General features: G+C 66.9%; 30 protein-coding genes. 10 read left to right on the forward strand and 20 right to left on the reverse strand.

Translation table 11 applies throughout. The features are described 5' to 3' along the window. Positions 1-5: 5 nt before the first annotated feature. From KEC57_RS02535 to KEC57_RS02555, 5 genes are all read right to left on the reverse strand, one after another. Positions 6-974 carry a PstS family phosphate ABC transporter substrate-binding protein gene (locus KEC57_RS02535; protein WP_308187560.1) on the reverse strand — a complete coding sequence of 323 codons (969 nt, stop codon included), beginning with the start codon at positions 972-974 and terminating at the stop codon, positions 6-8. Continuing rightward, positions 971-1,387, reverse strand: a complete 417-nt coding sequence (locus tag KEC57_RS02540; protein WP_229382931.1) for an arsenate reductase ArsC — start codon at positions 1,385-1,387, stop codon at positions 971-973. Before KEC57_RS02540 ends, KEC57_RS02535 begins: the two co-directional genes overlap by 4 nt. A 71-nt stretch (positions 1,388-1,458) precedes the next feature. Beyond that, positions 1,459-2,346 carry a metalloregulator ArsR/SmtB family transcription factor gene (locus tag KEC57_RS02545; RefSeq protein WP_229382932.1) on the reverse strand — a complete coding sequence of 296 codons (888 nt, stop codon included), beginning with the start codon at positions 2,344-2,346 and terminating at the stop codon, positions 1,459-1,461. A gap of 323 nt (positions 2,347-2,669) precedes the next feature. Then, positions 2,670-3,191: a GNAT family N-acetyltransferase gene (locus KEC57_RS02550; protein ID WP_229382933.1), complete on the reverse strand. Its 522-nt coding sequence runs from the start codon at positions 3,189-3,191 to the stop codon at positions 2,670-2,672. Beyond that, positions 3,179-4,495, reverse strand: a complete 1,317-nt coding sequence (locus KEC57_RS02555; protein ID WP_229382934.1) for an FAD-dependent oxidoreductase — start codon at positions 4,493-4,495, stop codon at positions 3,179-3,181. Before KEC57_RS02555 ends, KEC57_RS02550 begins: the two co-directional genes overlap by 13 nt. An 88-nt stretch (positions 4,496-4,583) precedes the next feature. On the opposite strand from KEC57_RS02555, the gene KEC57_RS02560 reads away from it, so the two are divergent. The 4 genes from KEC57_RS02560 to KEC57_RS02575 all read left to right on the forward strand — a co-directional run bounded on the left by KEC57_RS02560 (position 4,584) and on the right by KEC57_RS02575 (position 7,591). Beyond that, positions 4,584-4,934, forward strand: coding sequence for an ArsR/SmtB family transcription factor (locus KEC57_RS02560; RefSeq protein ID WP_229383675.1), 351 nt, complete (start codon positions 4,584-4,586; stop codon positions 4,932-4,934). Continuing rightward, positions 4,868-5,650, forward strand: a complete 783-nt coding sequence (locus tag KEC57_RS02565) for an aquaporin (protein ID WP_372456937.1) — start codon at positions 4,868-4,870, stop codon at positions 5,648-5,650. Before KEC57_RS02560 ends, KEC57_RS02565 begins: the two co-directional genes overlap by 67 nt. Positions 5,651-5,834: 184 nt before the next feature. Further along, positions 5,835-6,218, forward strand: a complete 384-nt coding sequence (locus tag KEC57_RS02570) for a hypothetical protein (RefSeq protein ID WP_229382936.1) — start codon at positions 5,835-5,837, stop codon at positions 6,216-6,218. Positions 6,219-6,325: 107 nt separating this feature from the next. Then, entirely contained in the window at positions 6,326-7,591 is a 1,266-nt protein-coding gene (locus KEC57_RS02575; protein WP_229382937.1) for an MFS transporter, read from the forward strand. An 83-nt stretch (positions 7,592-7,674) separates the two neighbouring features. Here KEC57_RS02575 and merT read toward each other — a convergent pair whose 3' ends face one another. The 4 genes from merT to KEC57_RS02600 all read right to left on the reverse strand — a co-directional run bounded on the left by merT (position 7,675) and on the right by KEC57_RS02600 (position 9,359). Beyond that, positions 7,675-7,980 carry a mercuric ion transporter MerT gene (merT, locus tag KEC57_RS19270; RefSeq protein ID WP_504753834.1) on the reverse strand — a complete coding sequence of 102 codons (306 nt, stop codon included), beginning with the start codon at positions 7,978-7,980 and terminating at the stop codon, positions 7,675-7,677. After that, complete coding sequence (locus tag KEC57_RS02585; protein WP_276573319.1) at positions 7,977-8,405, reverse strand: MerR family transcriptional regulator; 429 nt, start codon at positions 8,403-8,405, stop codon at positions 7,977-7,979. The genes merT and KEC57_RS02585 overlap by 4 nt, the downstream gene beginning before the upstream one ends. Then, positions 8,398-8,733, reverse strand: coding sequence for a hypothetical protein (locus tag KEC57_RS02595; protein ID WP_229382939.1), 336 nt, complete (start codon positions 8,731-8,733; stop codon positions 8,398-8,400). Before KEC57_RS02595 ends, KEC57_RS02585 begins: the two co-directional genes overlap by 8 nt. A 200-nt stretch (positions 8,734-8,933) precedes the next feature. Beyond that, positions 8,934-9,359 carry a MerR family transcriptional regulator gene (locus KEC57_RS02600; protein ID WP_229382940.1) on the reverse strand — a complete coding sequence of 142 codons (426 nt, stop codon included), beginning with the start codon at positions 9,357-9,359 and terminating at the stop codon, positions 8,934-8,936. An 88-nt stretch (positions 9,360-9,447) separates the two neighbouring features. Between KEC57_RS02600 and KEC57_RS02605 the strand changes: the two genes are divergently transcribed. Then, on the forward strand, positions 9,448-10,416 hold the full coding sequence (locus KEC57_RS02605) for an arsenic resistance protein (protein WP_229382941.1): 969 nt from the start codon (positions 9,448-9,450) through the stop codon (positions 10,414-10,416). 359 nt (positions 10,417-10,775) lie between these two features. Here the strand turns inward: KEC57_RS02605 and cls are convergent, their stop codons facing one another. The 3 genes from cls to KEC57_RS02620 are packed head-to-tail and all read right to left on the reverse strand — an operon-like array spanning position 10,776 to position 15,036. Continuing rightward, positions 10,776-12,254: a cardiolipin synthase gene (gene cls / locus KEC57_RS02610; protein ID WP_229382942.1), complete on the reverse strand. Its 1,479-nt coding sequence runs from the start codon at positions 12,252-12,254 to the stop codon at positions 10,776-10,778. Positions 12,255-12,267: 13 nt separating this feature from the next. After that, positions 12,268-13,830: a DUF1254 domain-containing protein gene (locus tag KEC57_RS02615; RefSeq protein WP_229382943.1), complete on the reverse strand. Its 1,563-nt coding sequence runs from the start codon at positions 13,828-13,830 to the stop codon at positions 12,268-12,270. A gap of 24 nt (positions 13,831-13,854) precedes the next feature. Next, positions 13,855-15,036, reverse strand: a complete 1,182-nt coding sequence (locus tag KEC57_RS02620) for an AI-2E family transporter (protein WP_229382944.1) — start codon at positions 15,034-15,036, stop codon at positions 13,855-13,857. 229 nt (positions 15,037-15,265) lie between these two features. Here KEC57_RS02620 and KEC57_RS02625 point away from each other — a divergent pair, with 229 nt between their 5' ends. Continuing rightward, positions 15,266-15,631, forward strand: coding sequence for a carboxymuconolactone decarboxylase (locus KEC57_RS02625; protein ID WP_229382945.1), 366 nt, complete (start codon positions 15,266-15,268; stop codon positions 15,629-15,631). Between the two features lie 71 nt (positions 15,632-15,702). Beyond that, positions 15,703-17,949 carry a winged helix-turn-helix domain-containing protein gene (locus tag KEC57_RS02630; RefSeq protein WP_229382946.1) on the forward strand — a complete coding sequence of 749 codons (2,247 nt, stop codon included), beginning with the start codon at positions 15,703-15,705 and terminating at the stop codon, positions 17,947-17,949. Here KEC57_RS02630 and KEC57_RS02635 read toward each other — a convergent pair. Then, entirely contained in the window at positions 17,946-18,296 is a 351-nt protein-coding gene (locus KEC57_RS02635) for a carboxymuconolactone decarboxylase family protein (RefSeq protein WP_229382947.1), read from the reverse strand. The genes KEC57_RS02630 and KEC57_RS02635 overlap by 4 nt on opposite strands. Positions 18,297-18,482: 186 nt before the next feature. On the opposite strand from KEC57_RS02635, the gene KEC57_RS02640 reads away from it, so the two are divergent. The 3 genes from KEC57_RS02640 to KEC57_RS02650 all read left to right on the forward strand — a co-directional run bounded on the left by KEC57_RS02640 (position 18,483) and on the right by KEC57_RS02650 (position 19,605). Beyond that, positions 18,483-18,647, forward strand: coding sequence for a hypothetical protein (locus KEC57_RS02640; protein ID WP_229382948.1), 165 nt, complete (start codon positions 18,483-18,485; stop codon positions 18,645-18,647). 12 nt (positions 18,648-18,659) lie between these two features. Beyond that, positions 18,660-19,226 (forward strand): potassium channel family protein, encoded by a 567-nt coding sequence (locus KEC57_RS02645; protein ID WP_229382949.1) that lies wholly within the window; start codon positions 18,660-18,662, stop codon positions 19,224-19,226. Between the two features lie 142 nt (positions 19,227-19,368). After that, positions 19,369-19,605 carry a multidrug transporter gene (locus KEC57_RS02650; RefSeq protein ID WP_229382950.1) on the forward strand — a complete coding sequence of 79 codons (237 nt, stop codon included), beginning with the start codon at positions 19,369-19,371 and terminating at the stop codon, positions 19,603-19,605. A 54-nt stretch (positions 19,606-19,659) separates the two neighbouring features. On the opposite strand, the gene KEC57_RS02655 is transcribed toward KEC57_RS02650, so the two are convergent. The 7 genes from KEC57_RS02655 to KEC57_RS02685 are packed head-to-tail and all read right to left on the reverse strand — an operon-like array spanning position 19,660 to position 26,168. Beyond that, on the reverse strand, positions 19,660-21,246 hold the full coding sequence (locus tag KEC57_RS02655) for an alkaline phosphatase family protein (RefSeq protein WP_229382951.1): 1,587 nt from the start codon (positions 21,244-21,246) through the stop codon (positions 19,660-19,662). Between the two features lie 37 nt (positions 21,247-21,283). Then, a complete protein-coding gene (locus KEC57_RS02660) occupies positions 21,284-22,048 on the reverse strand; it encodes a RibD family protein (protein ID WP_229382952.1) in 765 nt (254 codons plus the stop codon). Further along, a complete protein-coding gene (locus tag KEC57_RS02665; RefSeq protein WP_229382953.1) occupies positions 22,045-23,016 on the reverse strand; it encodes a lysylphosphatidylglycerol synthase domain-containing protein in 972 nt (323 codons plus the stop codon). The genes KEC57_RS02660 and KEC57_RS02665 overlap by 4 nt, the downstream gene beginning before the upstream one ends. Then, on the reverse strand, positions 23,013-23,825 hold the full coding sequence (locus KEC57_RS02670; protein WP_229382954.1) for a small ribosomal subunit Rsm22 family protein: 813 nt from the start codon (positions 23,823-23,825) through the stop codon (positions 23,013-23,015). Before KEC57_RS02670 ends, KEC57_RS02665 begins: the two co-directional genes overlap by 4 nt. Then, a complete protein-coding gene (locus KEC57_RS02675) occupies positions 23,822-24,862 on the reverse strand; it encodes a glycosyltransferase family 4 protein (protein WP_229382955.1) in 1,041 nt (346 codons plus the stop codon). Before KEC57_RS02675 ends, KEC57_RS02670 begins: the two co-directional genes overlap by 4 nt. Continuing rightward, complete coding sequence (locus KEC57_RS02680; protein ID WP_229382956.1) at positions 24,859-25,254, reverse strand: 6-pyruvoyl trahydropterin synthase family protein; 396 nt, start codon at positions 25,252-25,254, stop codon at positions 24,859-24,861. Before KEC57_RS02680 ends, KEC57_RS02675 begins: the two co-directional genes overlap by 4 nt. Further along, positions 25,251-26,168, reverse strand: coding sequence for a zinc-dependent alcohol dehydrogenase (locus KEC57_RS02685; protein WP_308187561.1), 918 nt, complete (start codon positions 26,166-26,168; stop codon positions 25,251-25,253). Before KEC57_RS02685 ends, KEC57_RS02680 begins: the two co-directional genes overlap by 4 nt. Positions 26,169-26,293: the final 125 nt, after the last annotated feature.

Raw genomic sequence — 26,293 nt, forward strand, 5'->3', positions numbered from 1 at the left:
GTCGCTCAGTCGAGTGACTTGAGCTCTTCCTGAGCGGTCGTGATCTGGGCGCTGGTGAGCGGCACCACAAGTGCGCGTTCAGCGATCTCCAGCGCTTTGTCGACGTAGAAGTCGACGAATGCCTTCACCTGCGGCTGGTCCGCGTAGGAGGTGTCGTTGACGTAGATGAACAGCGGTCGACTGAGCGGCGTGTAGCTGCCGTCTTGTACCGTCTCGGTGCTCGGCGCGACACCGTCGATGGATGCCGCGGCGATGACGCCAGGATTCTCTTCCACGTAGCTCAGACCGAGGAATCCCAGAGCACCCAGCTCCTTCGCCACCCCCTCCACGGTCTCATCGTCGTCTTCGGACGCACGGTAGTCGGCGCGGATCTCGCCTTCTTCGCCATTGATGGCGGCAGTGAAGTAGTCGAGCGTTCCCGAGTCGCTGCCGGCACCGAACAGGACCAGCGGTTCGTCGGGGAAGCCGGGGTCGACCTGATTCCAGTTCGTGATCTCACCCTGAGATTCGGGAGACCAGATGGTCGCGAGCTGCTCGACGGTCAGGTCTGTCGCCCAGTCGTTCTCGGGACTGATGATCACAGACAGTCCGTCGTTCGCGACGACGATCTCAGTGAACTCGACCCCGCTAGCTTCGCACGCAGCGATCTCTTCATCCGAGATCGACCGCGAGGCGTTCGAGATGTCGGTTTCCCCGTCGCAGAACGCTCGGAAACCGGCTGACGTGCCAGTGATCGTGATGACGACGTCAACGTCAGGCTCGACTCCGGCAAAAAGGTCCGCCGCTGCATCCGTCAACGGAGCGACCGTGGAGGAACCATCCGTCACGACCGAGCCGCCGAGTCCCGCCCCTGATCCCCCCGCCGCCGTCGATTCTCCTGCACACGCGCTGAGCAAGAGTGCGACCGCAAGAAGGGGCACTGTCGCGATAAGGGGCGTTGCCTGCACCCGTGGCGCGTGCCTCGGGCGGTTCACGCGGAGCCCCGGGACGGTGCGAGCTCGACGAGCAGCGCCTCGACGCGGCGCCTGATCTCGTCGCGAATCGGTCGGACGGCCTCGATATCCTGCCCGGCCGGGTCGTCTAGCTCCCAATCCTCGTAGCGCTTACCGGGGAAGATCGGGCAGACATCCCCGCATCCCATCGTGATGACGACGTCGGACTCCTTGACCGCATCGACAGTCAGCACCTTCGGGGTGTTCTCGGCGATGTCGATACCCTCTTCGGCCATCGCCCGGATCGCGACGGGATTGATTTGGTCCTTCGGCGCGGATCCCGCCGAGAGCACCTCGATCTCGCCTCTGCCGAGCTCGCGAAGGAATCCTGCAGCCATCTGGGAACGACCCGCGTTATGGACGCAGACGAACAGGACGGTGGGCTTGTCGGTCATGGTGTCTCGCTTTCCTCACTCGAAAGCATAGACCACTATCTATTGGTTCTTGGTTACGGGTCGGTGAACGATCAACCAGGAACAAGCTCGGCGAGCAGCGCACGAACGCGCGCATCGATGTCGTCGCGGATCGCGCGGATGGAATCCAGTGGCTTGCCAACGGGATCCTCGATGTCCCAGTCGAGATAGCGCCGACCGGGATAGACGGGGCAGGCGTCGCCGCACCCCATGGTGACGACGACATCGGCGGCGCGGACGGCCTCGTCGGTGAGTGGCTTGGGGAATTCGCCACCAAGCGGGACCCCGATCTCGTCAAGTGCGGTGACGATCGTCGCTCGCACGGCATCGGCGGGGGCGGAGCCGGCCGTGCGGACGAGCACGCGATCACCGGCGAGTTGGCGCAAGATGCCGGCGGCGAGTTGTGATCGTCCGGCGTTCTCGACGCAGACGAAAAGCACTTCGGGAACGGCGTGATGAGTCCCTTTGGACCGGGCGAGGGCGTCGAGGCGGAGGGTGGCGAACGCGGCGATTCGGGAGCCGAGGAGCGGCGTGGGACTATCCGAGGACAGAAGCTCGTGACTCTCGCTCACATAGCGCTCGACGGTCTCTGCACTGAATGTGCCGCGATAACGCTCGGCGAGGTCCTCGACGATTCGTGGCAGATCCAATTCTGTTTCTGGTCGAGCTGCGTCGTGACCGAGGAGTGCATCGACGCGCTCGGCGTTGCGTGGGTCCAGTGAATACCAGACGACTCGCCCCTCGGGGTGTCGGAGGACGATGCCGTCGGCGGCGAGGGCCTTCATGTGGTGGCTGACGGTCGGCTGGCGGAGGCCGAGCGCATCGGCAAGGCGACCGACAAGTGCGCGCCCGTCGGGCGAGTCGCGAATCAGCCGCACGATTCGTGCACGGGTCGGGTCTCCAAGAATCGTCAGCTCACGAGGGCCCGCGCCATTACTCATAGACCGCAGTCTATTTGCTGATCATGGGAGCTAGCCCGTCACCGCGTAGCGCAGGCCTGGGCTCGCGCACGTTCACCCAGCTCGGTGACCGTGTATGTGCCACCGGTATCGCGGATCAACTCGAGGTTCTTCAATCGCCACACGATCTCCCCGACCATCCGCGGCAGTCGGCACCGATGAGCCTCGGTCATCGCAGGCCTTAGGTCGATCCAGGCGTGCAGGATCTGAGTGCTGTCGGCGGAACCCTCAGCATGAAGGATGTCCAAGAAAAACGCACGCGGGGCGCTGACGTGCCGTCGCAGTTGGGCGTCATCCATCGCCTTTCAGCCCGTCCCGTTCACCCTGCTGCGGCGCTCGATCAGCACAGTGTCACGCCACTGTCCCGCGTGTGCGCCCAGGGCCGAGCGGGCGATGCGTTCTCTGGTGCCGATGACGCGGAATCCGGCTGACTCGTGCACGCGCAGGCTCGCCGTGTTCTCGGGGAAGATGCTCGATTGGATCGTCCAGAATCCCGCCTCATCCGCCGCGGCGACGAAAGCATCCAGCAAGAGTCGGCCCAGTCCTTGGCCGCGCGCGTCACGGTGGACGTAGACAGAGTGCTCGATCACGCCTTGGTATGCGGCTCGGGACGAGACGGGTGATGCGGCCGCCCATCCCACCGCCGCTCCACTCTTGTCAAGGGCGACCAGCCGGGGTTCGGAGAGCTTCCCTTCGTCGAACGCCTCCCACGTAGGGGTCTGCGTTTCGAAGGTCGCTTCGCCGTCCTCGATGCCGTGGCGGTAGATCTCCTCTACAGCCGGCCAGTCGGACGGGACCATGCTGCGGATCGTCGTCACGAGCAGCATCCGCCTCCGTCGCTCGCGTCCGTGGAGCAGACCCCTGTGGCGGGAAGCACGAGTTCGACGTGGGATGCCGACGTGGTGTCGCCCGCCAGCCAGGCAGTCACGGAGCGGACCTGCTCGTAGCCGGTGGCGAGCAGGAACGTGGGTGCGCGTCCGTAGGACTTCATCCCGACGACGAAGAATCCCTTTTCCGGGTGGGTGAGTTCGCGGAACCCGTGGGGTTCGACCGTTCCGCAGGAGTGGACGTTCGGGTCGATCAGCGGCGCGAGTCGCTTGGGAGCTTCGACGATGTCGTCTAGCTCGAGGCGGATCTCGCGCAGCATGTCGAGATTCGGCCGGAAGCCGGTGGCGTTCACCACGACGTCGGTGAGGTGCGTAACGACCTCGCCGCGACGATGGCCGACGAGCTCGACGGTGTCGCCGGTGCGCTGGGCGCGGATGATCTCGAACCCGTCGAGGACGGTGATGCGCCCGTCGGCGACCGCCTGGTCAACCCGGCTGCCGAGCCGTGCACGGTCGGCGAGTTCGTCATCGGCCGAGGAGGAGACCCGCACCGCCTGCGAGTTGCGGATCAGCCAGGTCACTGTCGCTCCCGGCTCTTGGCGCGCAAGCTCCACGAGGCCCAGCAGGGTGTTCGCGGCGGAGTGACCGGCGCCGACGACGGTCGCGTGCCGGTCGGCGAACAGGGCGCGGTCCCGGCCGAGCACGTCGGGCAGCGCGGCGGTGACCCGATCGGCGATATCAGTCATCCCCAGCAGGTCGAGCCCGCCCGAGGACAGCGAATTCGGCGACCGATACGTGCCCGAGGCGTCGATCACCGCGCGAGCGGCGACGTCCTCGATCGTTTCGTCGGGGGTGCGGACACGGAGGGAGAACGGGGTGGCGAAGCGCGCCTTCGTGCGGGTGCGATCCATTCCCTCGCGGGTGACGCCGAGCACCTCTACGCCGGTGCGCAGGCGGGAGGCGATCGGCTCCAGCGCAGCCAGCGGGGCAACGTACTTCTCCACCAGCTCGGTGCCCGTCGGAGCACGTTCCGGGTCGGGCAGCTCCCACCCTTGCGCCTCCAGCAAACGCCGAGATGCGGGGTCGACCAGGTGCTTCCACGGGGAGAACAGCCGCGTGTGGCCCCACGCGCGAACGCTCGCGGCCGCGACGTCGCCTGCCTCGAAGATCACGAAGTCGATGCCACGCTCCAGCAGATGCGCCGCAGCGGAGAGCCCGATCGGGCCAGCACCGATGATCGCGACCGGCAGAGTCGTCAGGCGATCGTTCTGCACCGCACGGGGCGTCAGATCAAGCAAGGTCACAGCATCCTCCAACACAATATCGATGAACGTCGATACCCGATTCTGCACCGCTCTATCGACATCTGTCAATATCGACTATTGTCGATGCATGACCACGATGCTCGAGGTGACGGACGTCACCGCAGGCGGCTGCTGCACTCCCCTGCAGCGCGAGCCATTGTCGGCTGCGGAAGCGGACCAGCTCGCCACGACGATGAAGGCACTCGCCGACCCGACTCGCCTCCGGCTGCTGTCCATTGTTGCGGCATCGGAAGGCTCTGAGGCGTGCGTGTGCGACCTGATCGAGCCGGTTGGGCTGAGCCAGCCGACGGTGTCACATCACCTGAAGGTGCTGACCGCCGCGGGCTTCCTCACTCGCAGCAAGCGCGGAACATGGGCATATTTCACGCTCGTTCCGGGCGCGCTCGACCGCGTATCGCAGCTCCTCACCGCGTCGTGAGTCCGGACACCACTCGCGCCCTCGCCGGCGAGTTCCTCGGCAGCGCGCTTCTCGCGGCTGTCGTCGTCGGATCCGGCATCGCGGCGCAGACACTGTCGCCATCCGATACCGGTCTCGCTCTCTTCGAGAACGCGTTTGCGACAGCGCTCGGCCTGGCCGTTCTGATCCTGGTCTTTCAAACAGTGTCCGGAGCCCACTTCAACCCGGTGGTCTCCATCGTCGACGCACTGCTGCACCGCAAGGGGTGGTCCGTGACGGCGGCGTACATCCCTGCGCAGGTGCTCGGCTGCATCGCCGGCGCGATCCTTGCGAACCTGATGTTCGCCGAGCCTGCCGTTGCATGGAGCACCTCTGACCGAGCCACATGGCCACATCTTCTGGCGGAAGCCGTCGCGACTGCCGGTCTCGTACTGGTGATCTTTGCCCTCGTCCGCACCGGCCGTTCTCACCTGGCCGCGCCGGCCGTCGGCGCCTACATCGGCGCCGCGTACTTCTTCACCTCCTCCACGAGCTTCGCGAACCCCGCGATCACTGTCGGTCGCGCCTTCAGCGACACATTCGCCGGCATTGCACCCACCTCCGTCCTGCCATTCATCGGCGCGCAGCTGGTCGGAGCCGCGCTCGGCTGGTTACTGGTTCGCGCGTTCTTCCCCGTCGCGGCAGCCGCACCGGCGGCGTCCGGCGGCTCGACAAGACCTCAAACGCGCGCGAAGTAAGGCCGGATGCTCGACGACTCGCGCTCCTACGAGGGCGATGTCGAGAACACACCTGACTACGTCTCGACCACCAGACGAGATCAACCGCCAGATAGCAATGCAATAAGCGCAATGCACGCAGGCACTCTAAGTGGATGGCCCCCGGTTCCTTGCAATGTCAGGGATGCCGTGTAAACCAGGTTGCATGGCGCGAAGCAAGTATACGAAGCCAAATGCACGTCGCGAGGAAGCTTATCGGCGGCAGCGGGAGGCCAACGATGCGGCCGCCATCGCGGCCAGAGACCGCGCAAGGGCGGTCTCTGAAACGCAGCGATCACAGCGTGCCGACCGCAACCTCGAGCTCGTCTGGGGTGGGCGCACCGATGCGCTCAAACGGCTGCGGGACATCTCACGACAACTCGAGAAGTTGCATCGGGCCGAGCGCGCCCTGCTGACAGAGCGCGATGAACTGGTCGGCACTTTGCGTGCTGTCGAGGTCTCGTGGGCGCAACTCGCCACGTGGTCCGGATTGAGTCGCCAGGCGCTGAGCAAACGAACAAACGTGAGCCAGGACCGGCCAGATTTCTGAAACCTTGGCAGATATTGCGTGCCTGGCCGGCTCAAATCGACGAGTCCCGGGCTGGCTAGGCTGGGTGAGCCCGTCCGTTGGCGTAACGCGGGCGCAAGGGGTCGTTGGTGCGTAATTCGCTGCGGATTGGTGCGTGGAGGTTCGTCGCCACGTTCGGCGTAGTCAGCCTCCTCGCGGACATCGTCTACGAGGGCGCGAGGTCGGTGACGGGACCGATCTTGGCGGTGCTCGGCGCGACCGCGATCGTCGTCGGCGTAGTCACGGGGATCGGGGAGGCGGCAGCATTACTCCTGCGACTCGTGTCTGGTCCGCTCGCCGATCGGAGCCGCAGATTCTGGGCATGGGCCATCGCGGGATATACGCTCACGGTGATCGCCGTTCCCGCGCTCGGCTTTGCCCAGACGCTCGCTGTCGCGGCCGTGTTGATCATCCTCGAGCGGGTGGGCAAGGCGATCCGCTCCCCAGCGAAGGATGCAATGCTGTCGTTCGCCACAGCACAGACTGGCCGCGGCAAAGGCTTCGCGGTCCACGAGGCCATCGATCAATTCGGTGCTGTCCTCGGCCCGCTGCTCGTGGCCGAGATGCTCGCACTCACCGGAGTGCAGTACGGCCCAGCGCTGGCCGTGCTCGCAATCCCGGGCATCGCTGCACTCGGCTTGCTGTTCTGGTTGCGGTCGCGAGCGCCGCAGCCCGAGCTGTTCGAGTCCCGGAGTCGCCCGCAGACTCCGCACCTCCCCGACGACGTACCCGCGGGCACCCGCGTTCGGCTGCCCTCCGCATTCTGGATCTATGCCGGATTCAGCGCCGCAACGGTCACAGGGTTCGCCACCTTCGGGCTCATCTCATTCCACATGGTTGAGGGCGGCATCCTTGCACCCGCGATCGTCCCCGTCGTCTATGCCGCGGTGATGCTCGTCGATGCCCTGGTCGCGCTCGCAACTGGATGGATATACGACCGCATCGGGCCCCGCGTCCTGCTGGCGCTTCCGGTGCTGTGTGCGGTCATTCCCGTGCTCGCGTTCGGCGACGCGATGTGGGCGGTCGCGGCCGGTGCACTGCTTTGGGGTGCTGCGCTCGGCATCCAGGAATCCACCCTGCGCGCGACCATCGCCGACCTCATCCCGCCTTCCTACCGCGCGACCGCCTATGGCGTTTACGCTGCCGTCCTCGGCGTCGCGGCCGCCATCGGCGGCGCCCTGGCGGGCGTGCTCTACACGGAGTCTCTGACCGCTTTGGTGGTGGTTACGGCTGTCATCCAGGCGGCCGCTCTGATCTTCTTCGCAGTCTTCCTCTCGCGCCGCAAGCTGGTGGTCGAAACGGTCCCTGAAGAGCCGGGCCAAACGACGGACGAGCGCATCGACAACGACGCGTAATTCTTCTGCGAGCTTGGCGCGCACGCCGCCGCGTTCGGCACGTTCGCAGTTCAGCCTGCGGTCGACCTATCGCCGCCAGTACGTCAGCAGGCGCAGGTCGGGTCGGCGCAGCCATTCGCGCCCGCCGCCGCAGCCCGTTTGGCGGCCCGCCGGCGGTACATCCACCACATTCCGAGAGCGAGCACACCGAGTCCGATCGCGACCGCGGTGAGCGTCTGCTGCAGTACTGCGGCGCCGGCGCCGGTGAGGAGACCAGCCACGATGAGGTAGGGAAGCGCACAGCACCCGACGCATGCGAGAAGCGCAAGCGATGCGGCGATCTTCGTCCGTCTTGGTGCTGAGCTGTCTATGCTCACTGTTCTCGGGCAGGCGGTTTCGGGCAAGGTCATCGGGGAGCCTCTTCTGATCGGGCAAGATCGGCGTACGGAATGGGGCAGTCAGCGCAGGTGCAGCCGGTGAGGCTGTCGCAGCGGGCGGTGACGATCTGCTCGAGTCCCTCCCGGATGGTGTGGAGGGCGGCGAGCTTCTGGTCGATCTCGGCGATCTTCGCCACAGCCCGCGCCTGCAGGTCCGGCGTGGGGTGACCATGCCTGCCGGTATCGAGAAGTTCCGCTACTTCGTCAAGCGTGAACCCGAGCCGTTGCGCGGCTTTGATGATGCGCAGGGTCGCCACAGCGCTCTCGTCATACAGGCGATGCCCACCCGACGAGCGGATGGGTCTGGCCAAGAGTCCTCGTCGCTCGTAGTAGCGAAGAGTCTGCATATTCACACCGACCCGTTCCGCGACCGCTCCGCTGCGCAGCATCTCAGTCATCGACGGGGTCACTCGTGATAGCGAGGAGGGCGCCCAGCACGTCTGTCTGATTGTCCGGGACCGTGATGTCCATCCGAAGGCCGTCGGCCGCGTCGGTGAATATGAAGTCGAAGAACGTGCAACACGAGGACTCTCGAGCCGCGAGATCTCGGGCCTTCGCTTCCGCTGCCGGGTCGAATACCACCCGCGCGCGGGTGGGCGAGATCCGCTGAATCTGACGGGCCGAGGTGCGGAACAGGTGATCGAACTCTGCGACACGCAACGGCCGCTCTGTCGTGGGGAGAGTGCACGCGGCGGGCGCCCAGTTCAGTGCTGAAGTCTCTGACATGACTCCACGGTAAACCTGTACCTGAGTACCGGTTGCAAGTCCTAGGGAAGAGCTTGTTGACGAGCCCCGCCGTCGCCTATTCCGAGGGCGTGGCGCGTACGCGGGTTCGGATGACTCGCGGGATCAGCCGGACAAACACGACCATCGCAATCAGCTCCCCGGCAGCGAACAACACGAACACGCTCAGCGCATTGCGAAAGTCACCTGCGGGCTATCCTCCCGGGGTCCTGCGCGCCCGGAAAGATGCATTCCGTGGAGCAGTGGTCTGCGCTGTCCGGGCAGCTCGCGAGTCCGTGGTCGGCCTCGTCGAGGCGGGCGCGAAGAACGTCCAGCCGCGCCCGCTTCTCATCGATCTGGCGCATGCGCTCAGCCAGGAGCGGCCGAAGGTGGTCTCTGACGTCCGTGCACGGTTCCGTCTCCACCGATCGGAGATGTTTGGCAATGTCTGCCAGGGGAAGCCCCAGCTCCCTGCTGGCCTCGATGATGTCGAGGCGACTCAGGACGTCGCCACCGTAGTCTCGGTAGCCGTTGCTGCTGCGGCCAGGTGCGATAAGACCGATGCTCTCGTAGTAGCGCAACGCCGTCGTGGAAAGCCCGCTATGCCGGGAGACTTCCGAGATGCGCATGCCGCGAGCCTATGCGCGTACAACTTGACCTTCAAGTGGCTTGAAGGTTTACGTTGTTCACCGTGCCTTCTTCTCCCGGTCTCCGCACGTGACGCAGCTGGTCTCCTGGCTTGAGCGTCATCAGATTGCCCTGTATCTCGCCTCGATCTTCGTCGGCGTCTTGCTTGGTGTGCTCGCTCCGGCAGCGCATCACCTCGAGGTCGCGATAGAGCCAGTACTCGCATTGCTACTGTTTGCGACGTTCCTCGGTGTCCCGTTCGCCGCACTCGGCAGGTCGCTACGGGATGTTCGGTTTCTCGCTGCGCTCGGCGCACTTAATTTCGTCGTCGTCCCCGCAATCGCATTCGGCTTGTCACGTTTCGTCGCGGATGAGTCTGCACTGCTGTTCGGGGTGCTGCTGGTTCTGCTGACTCCGTGCATCGACTACGTGATCGTGTTCGCAGGCCTAGCGGGAGGCGCATCTGAGCGCCTACTCGCGGCAGCCCCGCTCCTTATGCTCGCCCAGATCCTCCTCCTGCCCCTCTACCTGCTGCTTTTCATCGGGCCGGAAGGAGTTGCGGTGGTCGAGGTCGAACCCTTCGCCAGGGCATTCCTTCTGCTCATCGTGTTGCCCTTGACCGCCGCCGCGGCGACGCAGTTGCTGTCCAAGCGGCACCGCATCGGGAGTCTGATTGAGAGAACAATGCTGAGGCTGATGGTTCCCTTGATGATGGCCACCTTGTTCACTGTGGTCGCTTCGCAAGCAGGTGCCGTCGGCGCGGCAGCCCTGCAGCTCGTCGTCGTCGTACCGATCTTTGTCGCGTTCCTCATCTTGATGGCTCCCGTCGGCGCCGGCGCGGGATATCTGTTCCGGCTGGATGTCCCATCAACGCGCGCGCTGCTCTTCAGCGGAGCGACCCGTAACTCGCTGGTCGTGCTGCCTCTGGCACTGGCGCTCCCCGCTCCCCTCGCGCTCACGCCGGTCGTGGTCGTCACCCAGACGCTGATCGAATTGCTCGGCATGGTGATCTTTGTCAGATTCGTTCCCCGACTCGTTCGCGGCCGAAAGCAGCCCTGATGCGTCGAATTCGACGAGAACACTTCTGACGCCGACCGTGACGGGATCTGGCGACGGAGCCGATAATGCACAGCTGGCTCACCCCAGACCGCCCGTGGCACAGTTGTGGCACAGTTGAGCGCGACACGCCGTGCATTTAAAGGCAGGGGGATGCTGGTGTGCCACGTTTTCGGTAGCCCGAAAACCGCGTAATTACGCGGCAAAATGGTGTATTTGCACCCCAGAAAATCGGAGTTCGAATCCCCTATCCTCCGCCACTCCGATTCCCGTGTTTCACGCGATCGCAACTCGTTGTTCCCTGGCACATCCTGCGTCTGCCGAGCACGCATCCTTCTGTGGCGAACGCAGGGTGCACCGCGTCAGTTCACGGCGGAGGTGAGCCGTGCAATGCCGTCGAGGAATGTCGCCTTCGCCGGTTCGTTGCGCCACTCCTCGAGGGTGAGCTGGCGGCCCGCGTCGCGGTAGCCCTGCTCGACCTCGCGCATGGCAGCGACGAAAGACTCGCCAAGGACGAGCAGCGAGATCTCCATGTTCAGCGAGAAGGAGCGGATGTCCATATTCGAGGAGCCGATCACGGCGATGTCGTCGTCGATGGAGAAGTGTTTGGAGTGCAGGATGAACGGCGCCGGGTAGAGGAAGATCTTCACACCGGCCTCGAGCAGCACGTCGTAGTACGAGCGCTGCGCGTGGTAGACCAATCCCTGGTCGCCGATCTCCGACACGAACAGCGGCACTTCCAGCCCCCGCTGGCACGCCGTGGTGATCGCGTAGACCATGGCTTCGTCCGGGACGAAGTATGGCGACGTCAGGATGACCTTCTCGGTGGCGCCGTAGATGAGGGAGAGGAAGAGCCGCAGGTTGTTCTCGGTCGTATACCCGGGACCCGAAGGCACCACCTGACACACGAGGGCATTCGGCGAGGTGTCCACCGGGAGATCCGACACCGGAACATGCTCGGTGCCGACGAGGTCCTCGTCCGTCTCGATGAGCCAGTCCGAGAGGAAGACCGCGTTCACGGACGCCACCACCGGCCCGGTCAGGCGCGTCACCAGTTCCTGCCACTTCAAGCCTCGCTTGATGTTCTTCTCGGAGTCGTAGTCGCGCGAGATCAGATTCTGCGATCCCATGAACGCGACCAGACCGTCGACGACGACGATCTTGCGGTGGTTGCGCAGGTCCGGGCGCTGGTACTTGCCTTTGAACGGCATCACCGGCAGCATCCACGACCACCTCACTCCGATGCGGTCCAGCTCTGCGAATGTCTCTTTGGAGTGAGCCACCCTGCCTGACGAGATGTGATCCGCGAGCAGCTTCACCGAAACGCCTCGCTGGACGGCGCGTTCCATCGCCGAGAAGAACTCGCGCGTGGTGTCGTCCCATCCCACGATGAAGAACTCGACGTGCACCCATTTCTGGGCATGATCGATCTCCACCGTCATCGCGTCGATGGACGCCTGATACTCGCCGTAGAGGGCCGCCTCGTTCCCGGCCATGGCCGGGAGCGCGGTGAGGGCCTCATTCTGCTGCGCGATCCGCTGGAACCATCGTGGCCAGTCGTTCTGGTCAGCCACCATCGTCCCGGCCGCCGAAGCTCTTCCTTTGATGAGCGTGTCGATCCGCGCCTGCTCATTGCGGCGCTTCTTCGGCAGCGCGAAGTTGCCGATGAGCAGGTAGAAGACGATCCCGAAGAAGGGGAACAGGATGATGAGCAGCAGCCAGGCCATCGCCGCCGTGGGCTTGCGATCGCGCGGGATGTAGATCAGCGCCATCACGATGACCGCCACGTGGGCGACAAGACTGATCAGCCAGATCAGATTGGCGAGGAAAGTGCTGTCCATGGTCGATGACGTCTCAGACCGGCTGGATTTCGCTTGGTCGCCAGCTCTTGTCGAAGAACGACTGGAGCGGGTTGTACAAGCGCAGGGTCACGAAGTAGCCCTTGCCGGGAATCGACTGCAGCCAGTTCGTTTCCGCACCTTCGGGTGCGGTGGGCCCGATGTGGATCGTCGTGCTGCCGTCGTCGTTCGCCTTCACGGTTCCCGTTTGGCTGCCGATCGACGGGTGCGGCTGGTCGGTCTGCAGCATCGATCGGGTCTGCCGGTCGTAGAGGATCACCGACCAGAACCTGCTCTGCGGGATGTCGGCGGGCAGCGTGATCCGGTAGTCGCGCGCACCGTCGAAGAACTCTCCATTGGCGTCGCGAGTCGCGATCAGATACTGCGATCCGATCCCGGTCAGGCGCATGCACATCGCCGGGGTGACCCCGGTCGCCGGGTAGAAGAAGGCGATACGCGAATCGATCTTGCGCGCACCGTCGCCCTCGTACGCCACAACACCGTCCGGGGTGATCTCGGGAGGCGGCGTCAAGAAGTCGTAGCCGCCCTTGAAGAGCATGTTGATCCAGCGAGAGCCGGGGTAATAGGAGAACTCCTCGTCGTCACGGGGTGCGAACGTGATCGTGCGCGCAGTGGCGTTGCCCACCGCCACCGCCTGCTCCAGAATCCGACGCATCCGCGGATCGGGCGCGAACTCCTTCCCCTTCGAGATGCCGACAGCGGCCAGCATCCCGAGCAGTTCCGGGTCGCCAGAACCGACCGGTTCATCGTCGATGAGTTCCTTCAGGACCTCCCAGTAGCTCCAATCGCTGGGAGGCACCGTGTTGAACGACACGTGAGAACCCTCGACGATGATCGTCTCCTCGGCGGGCGCGGGGCCCGCGAGCGGCGAGTCGCCAGCAAGGAAGGTGGCGACGGCCGTGCCCATCCCACCCGGCGTGTAGTGCGAGATGCGGAGGCGGTTGTGGATCGCGTCGAGTGCTGCACTGGGGTCGTTGTCGATCATGAATGCCCGAAGCAGCAGGATCACCCGGTTGGTGCGGGAATGAGACACGAAGAATCCGCCGTCGGGAAGCGTGCCTTCGAACTCCGGGCCCACGAGCAGGTATCGGCCGCCGTGGCCACGGTCAGGACCCGGAAGCCCCATGTCGGTGATCCACCGGAACCACATGTCGTCCACGGTGCCGAGGAAGCCCGAGGGTGCCGGGATCGAGGGAACATCGACGATCATCGGGCCGTCGCTCAGATCGAGGAAGCCGAGGGCGTAGACGGTGTCGGTGTTGGCGGTCAGGAACACCGATGCCGAGTCCATCAACTCGGAGAAGAGCAGAAGGGAGTTGTCCTCAACGCCGATGGAGCGGAACCCGCGACGGATGCCGACCAGTGAGGCACCGGGGTAGCCGTCCACGAACGCCTTGACCCCGTTGATGAACGCCCAGTGGTCGTAGAGCAGTTCGGCGGTCGCTTCGCTGGGTGCGCCGTCGACGAAGTCGAGCGGTCCGAGACGGGTATCGATGTGGTCGGGTGTGGAGATCGAGGCCAGCGTTTCCGCCGAAACGCCTGTCCGTGTCTTCGTCATTTCTCTGTCTCCTCTGGGTTCAGTTCAGATCTTGAGGTTCTGCTTCGGCACGATCACCTGGCGGATGATGAGCAGCAGTGAGGCGATGACGGGCAGCGCCAGCAGCACTCCGATCACGCCGAGCATCGCCGCCCCCGCCATCGCTCCGATGAGGACCAGCGCGGGTGGGATCGAGATCGCTTTCGTCATCACGCGAGGGCTGACCACGTATGACTCCACCTGGATGTAGACGAAGTACGCGATCAAGAAGATGAGCGCCTGCGTCGGACTGCTGAACAGCGCGACGACCGCCCCCAGGACGAGGAAGATCAGCGACCCGAACAGGGGGATGAACGTGATGATGAAGGCGATGAGCGCCATCAGCGCCGCATAGGGCAGACCGAGGAAGAAGTAGATGAGGAACACGACCACGCCGTTCAGCGCGGACAGTGTGAGCGAGCCGAGCAGCGAAGCACCCACGGATGCGGTGACCTGCTCGGTGAGTCCCGCGACCGTGACGCGGTCGCGAGACGGGACGAGCGAGTAGAGCCCCTGCTTCATCCCATCGAGCGACGCCAGGAAGTAGAGCGTCAGCGCGACGATGATGAAGCCGGCAGAGATCGCGTTGAACAGTCCGGCTGCGGCGGCGAGCACTCCCCCGCCGATCGCGGCGATCGTCTCCGGCTGATGAAGCGTGTCGGCGATCGTGGCCAGACCCCCGGCTACCGCGACGCGGAGGTCGAGCGGAAGCGCGGTGAACCAGTCGGATTGGACCATCTCGTCCGCCGCCTGCGGCAGGTGCTCGACGAACTCGGCGATCTGAGTGATCACCGGCGGCAGGACGAAGAAGAGGAACGCGGCGGACACCAACGCGTAGCCCCCGAAAACGATGGCGATGCCCGTGCCTCGCTTCATCCCGCGCCGTTCCAACGTCCGCACGATCGGGTCGAGCCCCAGCGCGATGAACATGGCCAACGCGATCTGCAGAAGCAGTGTGGTGATCGATCCGAGCGCCACCCCGACGATCAGAGCGCCCAGGACGCCGAGCGTGGCGACGAACGCGATCGTCAGCGGTCGCTCGAGCAGTGCGAGGATGCCGCGCCGCGCCGCGGAATCCGGCGGATCGGCGCTGGACTGCGCGGCATCCGGCACGACAGCGACTGTCGTACGACGTTGCCTGCCGAACCCGCGTCGTCTGCGGCTGGGCCGTCCGTCGGATTCGCTCATGCGGGACACTCTGGCCGTCCGCGATTCGCGCCGCGTCACGCAGATTGTGCGAAGTGCGTTGCGGGCCTCTTCTCGCAGGCGCGGCCATCGAGCCGACGATCCCGCGCGACGCGAGCGGGACACGGAGTTCTTCATGCGATCTCCATGATGCGAGCGAGTCGGCCGACGGGTGCAATGGGCTTGGACCGCCGCGATCGAGCGTGGTCCGCACACCACGGAAAGGTTCATCATGTCTGACACCACCAACCCCGACGACCGTCCCGTCCTCGAACTCCTCGCGCGAATGACCGCCGACTCCGTCGAGTCATCCAGCCTCGACTCCGAGACGCTCGTCCTCGTGCGGGTCGCCGCCCTCGTCGCCGTCGACGCAGCGCCGGTGTCGTACGCGCTCAACCTCAAGGCCGGGGGCCTGGTCGGCCTGGACGTCGAGAGCCTCCGCGGTGTTCTCACCGCGATCGCGCCGATCGTCGGCACGGCGAAGGTCGCCGCGGCGACGGGCAATATCGTCAAGGCGCTTGCCGCCGAAATCGCGCTGGAAGAACTCGAGATCGCGGAACTCGAGGACGAGTACGAGTATGAGGACGACGACGCCTGACGAGAGAACCGCCACCGACCCCCGCGACGAGAATCCTTGAGCAGCCGACCGCGGGTCACTAAGCTTCGTCCGTGCGACAGGAAGCCCCGGCGCTCGCGCCGCCGGAGGTGGAGCTGGATCGACAGCTCCTCGACGCGAAGCTGGCCCCTCCGCGGATCACGGCTCGGGGTGCTGTCAATCGCGCCGAGATCATCGGGCGCGCTCGATCCAGCGCGCGCTGCGTGGTCAGCGTCACGGCGCCGGCCGGTTACGGCAAGACGATCCTGCTCACGCAGTGGGCGGAGACCGAAAGCCGACCGGTCGCATGGATCTCCCTCGACCGATTCGACGACGATCCGATTGTGCTGCTCACGCTGATCGCCGCCGCGATCGCTGTGATCACGCCGTCCGCCGAGCGCCTCCCGGCGGACGTGCGGCGCCTGGGCGCCTCTCCTCTGGGACGGGCAGCGCCGATCGTCGCTGCCGCATTGAAGTCGCGGCGCGCACCCTTTGTGATCATCCTCGACGACCTCCATGTGCTGCGTAATCCCGAGTGCCACGACGTTCTCGGCGTCGTGATCGCCGGCGTGCCCCCAGGGTCGCAGCTCGTCGCAGCGAGCCGCGGCGATCAGCCGCACCTCGCGCAGGCCCGTGCGCACGGGGAATCCGTGGAAATCACGCCCGCCGAACTCGCATTCGATGAAGCGGCAGCGCGGCGGGTGTTCGCGGGAGCCGAGTTGGCGCTGTCCGCCGAGGATGCGGCGGAGCTGATCAAACGCACCGAGGGTTGGCCGGTGGGGGTTTTCCTGGCTTCTGCGATCACGCGCGACGGCGGCGAGATGGCTGTCAGCGGTGATGATCGCTACGTTGCGGACTATCTCTACCGCGAAGCCATGATGAACCTTCCTCCGCACCATCAGGAGTTCCTACGCCGGACCGCCGTGCTGGATCGGATGTCAGGAGCGCTGTGCGACGCGGTGCTGGAGACAGGTGACGCGCAGAACGTCCTGCGCGAACTGGAAGCACGGGATGTCTTCCTCGTGCCGCTCGATCGACGTCGCGGGTGGTATCGATACCACGATCTCTTTCGCGAGTTCCTGCTCAGCGAACTTCGGCGGAGCGAGCCGAAGGCGATCGTCGATCTGCACCTGCGGGCGGCCGATTGGTTCGAGCAGAACGGATCGCCTGCGATGGCGATCGAGCACCTTCTGAACCTGCCGACGAAGCGGGCGCGGGCGACGCGTCTCATCTCGATGACGGCGCTCGCCACACACCAGGCGGGGCTGATGCGCACGGTGCAGCGTTGGTGCACGTCCCTGGGCGACGCCGCGGTCCAGGACTACCCGCCCCTGGCAGTGATCGCCGGCTGGATGGCGGTGCTGACCGGGCGCGTGAACGAGGCCGAACACTGGGCGACGATCCTGGATCACTCCTCGTATGACGGTGTCCCCGATGATGGCACCGCATCTTTTGCCTCAGGCTGGGCGATGCTCCGATCATTCATGTGTGCGGAGGGTCCGGCACGCGCGCTCGAGGACGCGAGACTGAGCGTCGCCGCCGAATCGATGTCGAGTCCGTGGCGAGATCAGGCGCTGTATCTGCTCGGCGAAGCGCTGCTGCTCGTCGGCGAACTCGACACTGCCGACGCGGCATTCCGCGAGGGTTCCGTCGCGGCAGCGTCACAGGGCAACAGCGATATCGTCGTCGGATGCGAGATGGAACTCGCCGTCCTCACGATGAACAGCGGCCTGTGGGTGGAGGCCGCTGAACATGTCGACGTGGCGATGACCGCCATCCGAGAGCAGAGCATGTCCGACTACTCGACTTCGGTGCTCGCGTTCGCAGGGGGAGCACGATTGGCGCTGCACCGAGGAGACCTCGAAGGTGTGCAGCGCCACCTCACCCGGGCGATGCGCGCCCGACCGGACTGCACACACGTCATGCCGTACCTCGCGGTGCGCGGACGGCTGGAGCTCGCGAAGGTCTACTGGGCGCTGGGCGACCAGACGACGGCCCATCACCTGGTGCGCGAGATCGACGACATCCTCTTGCACCGCTCGGGGCTCGGGACGCTCCTCGTACAGGTCGATGAGTTTCGCGCGGCGATGAACTCGAGTCGCGATGCGAGGGTCGTCAGCGGTCCGCCCCTCACCCCCGCCGAGCTGCGATTGCTGCCTTATCTGCAGACGCATCTCTCGATCCGAGAGATCGGAGAGCGGCTCTTCCTCTCTCGCAACACCGTGAGCACGGAGGTCGGGTCGGTTTACCGCAAGCTGGGCGTCTCGAGCCGGAGTGAGGCGGTCGGGCGCGCGACCGAGGTGGGTCTGCTCGGCGCTTAGGCGCGTGCCGCCCCTGTGGCTCTGCCGGTGTCCTCGTCGTCGTAGAGGTCATGGCCGAGCACGATCGCGATCTTCGGCGCGGCCGCAACCGCTCGTGGCAGGCCCACCACCACGACCACGCCCTCGACAACGTCCACGACATCGCTCGCCGTCGCGCCGGCGCTGATCGCGGCGTCTACTTGAGAGGCGAACGATGCCTCGGGCGCACCCATCGCGACCAGTGCGGCGACCCGCGCGAGGGCGAGCGTCTTCGCGTCGAGCCCGAGTCTGGTCAGCGCCGAAGGCAGGTCGTCCGCTAAGGCGTCGTCGTTGAACGCGAGCCGACGAAGCCGTTCCGTGTAGTTCACTGGTCCCTCACCTTCTGCGTTGTGCGCACGACCAAGTGGACGACAGATGCGATCGGACGGCATCATGCAGATGAGATGAAGCGCTCTCATGCGCTCGCTCCGCACTCAGTTCACACGAAACGGGTGATGTCCGCCAACGCCGGGCGCGCCAATGTGATCATCACACCAGCACTGGAGGTAGTCACCATGTCAAACACCGCTGCACCCACGACGACCCTCGCCCAGACTCTTCCGTCACCGGCGGATTTCGCAGCGCGACCGGCACGCGCCCACCAGAACGATCTCGACGACACCCCGTTCGCGGATGCCGTCGTGTCGGGCACGCTTCCGGGTGCCGGCGTCGCGGTCTGACGACACACGCGCATGGACGATGCAGCGAACCGCGGGCTGACCCGCCGCGAGCGCCGACGGTTCATCCTGCGGGGCCTCGGGCGAGCGGCGGTCATGACGCTGGTCCTCGTGGCACTCTACTTCCTGGTGCCCTTGGACGGGATCGGCAGGCTGCCGCTCTCGGTGATGCTGATCGCGGCGCCCCTCATCCTGCTCATCGTGACCGTATGGCAGGTCCGCGCGATCCTGCGGTCGGAGCAGCCGGGCCTGCGTGGCATCGAAGCACTCGCGATCATCGCTCCGCTCTACCTCCTTCTGTTCGCGGCGACGTATTTTCTGATGGCGCTCGACGACCCGTCGAGCTTCACCGCCGACTCGATAACGCGGGTGGACGCGCTCTATCTGACCGTCACGATCTTCTCCACGGTCGGGTTCGGCGACATCAGCGCTGCCAGCCAGACCGCACGGGTCGTCGTGACGATCCAGATGATCCTCAACCTGATCGTGCTCGGCGCCGGTGTGAAGCTGCTGACCGGTGCCGTCAAGCGCGGTCGCGAGACGAAGGACTCCGGCGCGGAGCCCGAGACCACCCCGACATGAGCCTCCCTCTTCACTGCCTCAACTGATTCCGCGGCGGAATCCTTCACGGCCGCCGCCGCGTCCTGCCGCGACCGCATATCACGGACGTCGACATCGAGCCAGGGCCATGGCCGCGCCGGCGTTGCGCCCTACCGTAGGCGCCATGACCGAATCGACCGAGCACGAGATGACCGAAGAGCAGAAGCGCCGTGATCAGCTGCTGCGAGCCGAGAAGTCGACCGACGCTGACGCAGCTCCGCGGATCGAGGTGTCTCACGTCGATGGCAACACCCGCATCGACATCGCCGACACAGCCGCGGTGAGGCCCGGACCCGGACCGGGCGTGGAGCGAGAACCCGACGCGGATGCCGGGCATCAGCAACCCGTGGCGGGCGGGTGATTCGCCCACGAGCGGGCAATCCGCTGGCGTTCGCTGTTGCGCGGCGCTCACACGTCAGCCGCTGAAAGCGTCGACGAAGCGGTCGCGGAACTCGTCCATCCGCCACACGGGTGCGACCTCCGAAGGCCGGACGCCCTCCTCCCAGCCCCACGCCTGGATCGATTCGAAGATCGCGCCGTCTTTGGCGATGATCGTGATCGGCACGTCGTGGTCGGCGCGCGGGCCGCTCACGATGCGGGCCGGCTGATGATCGCCGAGCACGATCAGAACGAGGTCGTCATGGCCGAACGTCTCGAGGTAGGAGAACATCGCCGCCAGCGAGTACTCCACCGACTCCGCGTACAGCGCGCGGACGCGCTCGGGGTCGCTCCAGGCGGCGAGCGCCGATTCGCCCGCCGCCTGCGGCGCGAACACCGACCCGTCTCCGAGGTCGCTCCACGACACCATGCGCGGCAGCGGCGTCCAGGGCGTGTGCGACGAGACGAAGTCGATCTCCGTCATCAAGGGGCCCGACCCGTTGTCGGAAGCGTGGTCGTGGAAGACCTTCCAGGTGTACTGGTCGGGCATCCGCGCATATCCGAAGGCGGGTCCTCGATACCCCATGCTGCGGGCGTCGAGGATCGTGTCGAATCCGTAGAAGGACTCCCCCGCCTCCCACCCACGCTCGTTCGAGGGCACGACCGCCATCGTGCGCCAGCCCGCCCTTTCGAAGACGCTGGTGAGTGTCGTGCGATCCTGCGAGAGCAGCCGGTCGTACTTGCGCGGCGAGTCCACCCACACCCCGCTCTGCAGCGTCGCGTGCGCCAGCCAGCTCACCCCGCCGAACGTCGGTGACGACAGGAACGCACTGCGCGCAGCGAAGCCGTGACGCGTGAGGGTGGTCTCCCCCTCGTCGAGGGTGCGCGCGATTCCGTCGGTGAACGGCGACGGCTGCACCGCGACTCGGCCGTAGCTCTCCACGAAGGCGACGACGACGTCTTTGCCCGCGAGCCCTGTCAGCAGTCGTGCGCGTGGCATGTCATCCAGCGGATCGGAGGAGGTCAGGGCGCGTTCGAAGGCCCGCTGCTCCTGCATGCTGGCGACGACGCGCGCAGAGCTGGCGACGAGCGTGTCGCCTGTTCGGGATGCCGCGACCGGAGCACCGGACACCAGCTGAGCATCCACGAGCGAGCAGACGATCCACACCGTCGCGACAACGGCGACCGCTGCACGACCGCGTCGCCTCTGGCTCAGCCGTCGGCCGACGCGCAAGGCTGCGAGCGCGACGACAGCACCGAACGCCACCACGAGCGCGCCGACGCCCGCCAGGACCGTGGTCGCGCCGACGGCGCCCAGGGCATTTTGCACCACACCGAAGGCGTCGACGAGGGCGCCGCCGTCTTCTGCGGCATTGAACGGACGGTCGATCGTCTCGCGAAACGCCAGGTCGAGGGAGGAGACGAGGACGGCGGCGAGGACGACGGCGCCGAAGACCGCGGCAGCGAGCACCTGCAGCGGAGCTCGCACGACGATGAGCAGGAGGAGAACGATGATGACGGACTCCACGGGGATGCCCAGAAACTCTTGCGGGCTCTCCCTGCTCAGCGCGCCTGGTACAAGTGGCGCCACGAGCAGAGTCGCGCCGGCGAGCAGCGTGAGCATCGCCCCACCGTGTTCTCCGCGATCGTCGAACGGGGTCTCACGCCGTCCGGTCACGGTCCGCGCCCACCCGATCCACGGCGTCGGCGCCGACACGAGCTGCCGAAGCTGCCGAAGCTGCCGCCTCGAACCTCTCGGAGAGCGCATAGCGGAGCAGGACCACATCGCCGATCCGTCGGGTGTCGGCCAACCTGGCCCTTCGCGTCGCCGTCCAGGGGAAGGCGCCTGCCTCGACGAACCGCGGCGCACGCGATTCCCCGACGAAGAACGGCGCGATCACGAGCTGCAGCTCGTCGGCGATGTCCTCCCGGAGGAATTGGGTGTGCAGGCGTCCGCCACCTTCGACCATCAGTCTCCGAACGCCGCGTTCCGCGAGGTCCTCCGCCACGTCCCGCATCGTCACCTCGTTGCGCAGAGCGACGACCGTGGCGTTCCCGCCCAGGGTGCTCGCGATCCGGGCGGCCTCCGCGCGCGGGCAGTAGACGATCTTGTCGACGTCGCCGGAGGTGAAGAACGACGACTCCACCGGAAGATCGCCGCTCGCAGTGACCGTGACTTTCACGGGGGTCATGCTTCTCCCGGCTGCGACGCGCTCCAGCCGGCGGTCGGCGCTGCGCACCAGCAGACGAGGATCATCGCGCCGTACGGTCGACGCCCCCACCATGATCGCGTCGCTGTCGGCACGCAGCTGATCGACACGGTCGAAGTCCTCCGCGTTGGACATCGCCACACGGCGTGGCGCCTCGCTGTCGAGGTAGCCGTCGATCGACATCGCGCAGCTGAGGGTGATGTACGGCAGGGTCATGATGCTGCCCGTCCTGCGGCCCCGGCGAAGACGCGGCGGCGATGCAGCAGCGAGACTGCGACGACGACGGCACCGGGGGCCACGGCGATCATCGCCAGCACGCCGTACGCGGTGGCGGCGGCGAGACCCGCCGCCGCGCCGAGCCCGGCCGCACCGAATGCCCACGCGGCCGCACCCTCACGAGGGCCCCAGCCGCCGAGACTGAGCGGGATGGAGGACGCGAGTACGGCGACGACCGCCGCGACCGTCACCTGCTCTGCCGAGGCGGCGATACCCACGGCCGCGCACGCGACGAGGAAGGTGGCGACGTGCGCGGTCACCACGACCGTGGATGCGGCCACCACGCCCACCACGGTGCCGACCGAGCCGAACGCTCCACGGAGGATCGCGACCTCGCGCCCGAGCGCGAGTCGTGTGCGACGGCTCACCGCGGCGGCCACGATCACCACGACGACCGCTCCGCACAACACGAGCAGCACTGCCATGCCCGGAGCGTAGGCCGAGAATCCGACCGACACCACCACTGCCACGGCCAGCACGAGCTGGACCGCCTGACCCGACGCGCGCTCGGCCGCGACGGCGCGCGCGGCCTGAGCGACCTGGTCCACGCCGCGACCGTGCGACACGGCGCGATCGACGTCCCCCACGACACCACCGGGCAGCACCGTGTTGAGGAACTGCGACCGGTAGTAGGCGGCGATGGACTCCCTCCAGCCGAGCCGCAGCCCGAGGCGCCGGGCGAGGAGGCGCCATCGCCAGGCCGCGGCCGCGGTGGCGATCGCCGCGAGCAGCGTCGCAGCCGCGATCGCCGCCGGCGACACCGACGCGATACCGCGGACGAAGGGCTCCGCACCCGCGACCGAGACGATCGCCACGAGGATGCCGGCACCGATCACCGCTCGCACCCACGGTTGCCATCGGGGCAGCACTCCTGCCCGTCGGCCCACCGGGGGCTTCATGACGCTCATGGCGGCCACGCGAGGAGGTCGACGTGGTGCACGACGACCCGCAGGCCGTCGCGGGCGATCTGCGCGGCGCGCGTCCGGGCATACTCCGCCGCCCACTCGCGCAATGCCGGCCGCTCCTCGACGGCGGCACCGAGCCATCCGTCGAGCCACTCCGATATGAGTGCGCGGTCGCGAGCATCCAGTCGCCAGGGAGAGTCCGCGAGGCGAACCGACCAGCCCGCGGACCGGAAGAGATCGGCCATGACGGCCACGGCGTCCGGCCCGAGAAGACGCCGATCGTCGAGCGTGCGCCGCTGGTGGTCGTCGAAGGCCCTCTCGAATACGCCGTCGCCCGGGTCGACGGGGTCGAGCGTGACGCGCCCCGTCACCGACAGACTGAACAGGGCGGATGCTCCGGCCTCGAGGCACGCCGCGACGATCGCGGCGACCTCGTCGGCGGAGAGGACATCCAGCAGCGCCGATGCCGTGACGAGCGACGCCCCGCCGAGATCACGACCCCGCAGGTGTCCGAGTTCGCCGACCCGGGTGCGCACCGTGATCGGGGCACCATGACGGTCGCGAGCGGATGCCTTCGCCGCGTGGTCGAGGAGCGCATCGTTCCAGTCGTGCAGCACCCACGTCTGCGGTCCCGGTAGCAGCGGCGCGCACCATCGCACCATCGATCCGGTTCCGCTGCCGAGATCGTGCACGATGACCGGTGGACGCAGCATCCTCCCGGCCCGCAGCGCGAGCGCACGGGAACGAGCGCCGGCATCCGCGTCTTCCCGCAGGGTCAGCCAGTCGGCCGACACCGGGATCACCACGCTCACGGCATCCCCCTGAGCGTGAAGTCGATGGTGCGCGCAGTGTCGCTCCAGCGCTTGCGGATCGGGGCGGCGCGCCTCGCCGCGGCGGACATCCGCGCACGGAGCGCGGGATCCTCGATCCACTGACGCAGCGCCTCGCCGAGCGCCCTCGGATCCTGCGGCGGCACCAGGATGGCCGCGTCCTCCGGATGCGCGGACTCGGCGATCCCACCCACCCGGCTGGCGATCACCGGGATGCCCCGGCGGAGCGCGTCGCCGACCGCGATTCCATAGCTCTCCGTGCGAGACGGCGCGATCAGCACATCGGCGCGGGAGTACGCGTCATCGAGTTCGAGAGCGTTCAGCACCCCCGCCCACGTGATCCGCGCCGACAGCCCCGCCTGGTCGGCGCAGGCCGCCACCCGGGCCGCGAAGCCGTGATCGGCCTCGACGGACCCGGCGAACGTGCAGGTCCACGACGGGTCGGGGCCGAGGGCGGCCAGTGCGTCGATCAGCGTGTCCTGACCCTTGTGGGGAGCCACGACGCCCACGCACAGGATAGAGCCGCCCGTCGGGGTGCCGGCTGCCGGTGCCGCCTCGTCCGATCCGGGTGTCGCCACCACGAGGCGCTCGGGTGTGCTGAGCCCTCGGTCCTCGAGCTCGTCTCGCAGCCACTCGCTCGCCACGATGACGCGCCCGGCGAGGGGAAGCGTCCGCCGTTCGCCCTCGATTCTCAGAGGATCGGCGTCGGCGAAGGCTCCGGCCGCCATGTGCACGAGCACGACGACGCGCAGCCGCCCGGCGGCGCCCTCGAGCGCAGCGGGCGCTTCGACCGCCACCAGGCCGTCGACGAGCACGAGCGCGCCGTCCGGGATGCGTTCGAACGGATTCGTCGTGGCCGTGACGACCGGGATGCCGGCGGCCACAGTACGGACGTCCCAGCCGAGGCCGCTCAGCTCTGCACCCACCCGCCGGTCGTAGACGTTGCCTCCGCTCACACGGTCGGGATCGTCGAAGCCCTCGGGCACGACGAACCACACGATCGGCGCGGGCGCGGTCACAACTGCACCTCGAACGAGGCCCAGGCGATGTGCGACTCGCGCAGCGTGACCTCGATGCCCGACAGGTGCCTCGCGCCGAGGCCGCCCGTGCGCACGGCGTCGACGAGGCGCCCCGCAATGACACTGCAGAGGTGCTCGGTCGTCGTGTTGACGCCGGCGAACTCCGGCTCTTCATCGAGGTTGCGATACGAGAGTGCGGAGAGGATGCCGTGCAGCACGTCGGCCGCCCGCCCGATGTCGACCACCACGCCGTCCGCGTCGAGGGCGCCGGCACGGAAGGTGGCGTCCACGACGTAGGTGGCGCCGTGCAGTCGCTGCGCCGGTCCGAACGACTCGCCTGCCAGGCTGTGGGCGATCATCATGTGGTCGCGGACGGTGACGGAGTAGGTCATTCGGAGTCCCTCCAGTCGATCGTGTGACAGAGACCGGGCGAGGATCCTGCCGCGATCCGGGCCATGACGGCAGGCAGGTCGCGCCACGACGACTCACCGGTGAGCAGATCGTCGAACGCGGGATCTCGCAGCAGCCGCAGGGCGAGGCCGAGCCGGTCGCCCGCCGAACGCGTCCCCCGCCGGCGGGCTGCGACCATCCCGACCTGGCTCGAGCCGATCGTCAGACGCCGGGAGTGGAATGCTCCCCCGAGCCGCACACTCACGGCGCGATCGCCGAACCAGCTGGCCTCGATGATCTCGCCCTCGATCGCGGCGGTGTCGATAGCCAGCTGCAGACCGTCGCCCGACCCGCTGGTGTCGATCACCAGGTCGCGCTCCTTCGGGGCATCGTCGGGATGGGCGTACGCGACGCCCAGGCTCGCGCACACCTGCTCCTTCGCCCGATCGATGTCGACGACGACGACCTCGACTTCCGGGATGCCGCGTGCCAGCCGGGCCACCGCGCAGCCGATCATCCCCGCGCCCACCACGGTGAGCCGATCGCCGACCAGCGGCGCGGCATCCCAGAGGATGTTCACCGCGGTCTCGACCGCGCCCGCGAGGACCGCCCGTCGCGGCGGAACGTCGTCCGGGACGACCGCGACGGACGACGCGGGGACGACGAACACGGACTGATGCGGGTACAGGGCGAACACGGTCTGCCCGACGAGTTCGACCGGCCCCTGCTCGACGACCCCGACGTTCAGGTACCCGTACTTCACCGGCGCGGGAAAGTCGCCCTCCTGGAACGGAGCGCGCATGCGTTCCCACTCGCTGCGGGGCACCTCGCCACGGAACACGATCGACTCGGTGCCCCGGCTGATGCCGGTGTACAGCGTCCGGACGAGCGCCTCGCCCGCCTCGGGACGCGGCACAGCCTCACCTCGCAACGCTCCCTGCGCGGGGGCCTCCACCCAGTACGCCGTAGCCATCATCGGCCGACGGCCCCGATCGATTGAACCGAGACCCTCTCCGCGAACGTGTACCCAGTGGTATCCAT

It is taken from the genome of Microbacterium allomyrinae, assembly GCF_020682705.1.
Taxonomy (GTDB): domain Bacteria; phylum Actinomycetota; class Actinomycetes; order Actinomycetales; family Microbacteriaceae; genus Microbacterium; species Microbacterium allomyrinae.

Excerpts from the sequence above, each read along its gene's own strand:
- KEC57_RS02540 (WP_229382931.1), bottom strand. The coding sequence starts at position 1,387 with ATGACCGACAAGCCCACCGTCCTGTTCGTCTGCGTCCATAACGCGGGT.
- KEC57_RS02545 (WP_229382932.1), bottom strand. The coding sequence starts at position 2,346 with ATGAGTAATGGCGCGGGCCCTCGTGAGCTGACGATTCTTGGAGACCCG.
- KEC57_RS02550 (WP_229382933.1), bottom strand. The coding sequence starts at position 3,191 with ATGCTGCTCGTGACGACGATCCGCAGCATGGTCCCGTCCGACTGGCCG.
- KEC57_RS02560 (WP_229383675.1), top strand. The coding sequence starts at position 4,584 with ATGACCACGATGCTCGAGGTGACGGACGTCACCGCAGGCGGCTGCTGC.
- KEC57_RS02565 (WP_372456937.1), top strand. The coding sequence starts at position 4,868 with ATGGGCATATTTCACGCTCGTTCCGGGCGCGCTCGACCGCGTATCGCA.
- KEC57_RS02570 (WP_229382936.1), top strand. The coding sequence starts at position 5,835 with ATGGCGCGAAGCAAGTATACGAAGCCAAATGCACGTCGCGAGGAAGCT.
- merT (WP_504753834.1), bottom strand. The coding sequence starts at position 7,980 with ATGACCTTGCCCGAAACCGCCTGCCCGAGAACAGTGAGCATAGACAGC.
- KEC57_RS02585 (WP_276573319.1), bottom strand. The coding sequence starts at position 8,405 with ATGACTGAGATGCTGCGCAGCGGAGCGGTCGCGGAACGGGTCGGTGTG.
- KEC57_RS02595 (WP_229382939.1), bottom strand. The coding sequence starts at position 8,733 with ATGTCAGAGACTTCAGCACTGAACTGGGCGCCCGCCGCGTGCACTCTC.
- KEC57_RS02600 (WP_229382940.1), bottom strand. The coding sequence starts at position 9,359 with ATGCGCATCTCGGAAGTCTCCCGGCATAGCGGGCTTTCCACGACGGCG.
- cls (WP_229382942.1), bottom strand. The coding sequence starts at position 12,254 with ATGGACAGCACTTTCCTCGCCAATCTGATCTGGCTGATCAGTCTTGTC.
- KEC57_RS02615 (WP_229382943.1), bottom strand. The coding sequence starts at position 13,830 with ATGACGAAGACACGGACAGGCGTTTCGGCGGAAACGCTGGCCTCGATC.
- KEC57_RS02620 (WP_229382944.1), bottom strand. The coding sequence starts at position 15,036 with ATGAGCGAATCCGACGGACGGCCCAGCCGCAGACGACGCGGGTTCGGC.
- KEC57_RS02625 (WP_229382945.1), top strand. The coding sequence starts at position 15,266 with ATGTCTGACACCACCAACCCCGACGACCGTCCCGTCCTCGAACTCCTC.
- KEC57_RS02640 (WP_229382948.1), top strand. The coding sequence starts at position 18,483 with ATGTCAAACACCGCTGCACCCACGACGACCCTCGCCCAGACTCTTCCG.
- KEC57_RS02645 (WP_229382949.1), top strand. The coding sequence starts at position 18,660 with ATGGACGATGCAGCGAACCGCGGGCTGACCCGCCGCGAGCGCCGACGG.
- KEC57_RS02650 (WP_229382950.1), top strand. The coding sequence starts at position 19,369 with ATGACCGAATCGACCGAGCACGAGATGACCGAAGAGCAGAAGCGCCGT.
- KEC57_RS02655 (WP_229382951.1), bottom strand. The coding sequence starts at position 21,246 with ATGCTCACGCTGCTCGCCGGCGCGACTCTGCTCGTGGCGCCACTTGTA.
- KEC57_RS02660 (WP_229382952.1), bottom strand. The coding sequence starts at position 22,048 with ATGACCCTGCCGTACATCACCCTCAGCTGCGCGATGTCGATCGACGGC.
- KEC57_RS02665 (WP_229382953.1), bottom strand. The coding sequence starts at position 23,016 with ATGAGCGTCATGAAGCCCCCGGTGGGCCGACGGGCAGGAGTGCTGCCC.
- KEC57_RS02680 (WP_229382956.1), bottom strand. The coding sequence starts at position 25,254 with ATGACCTACTCCGTCACCGTCCGCGACCACATGATGATCGCCCACAGC.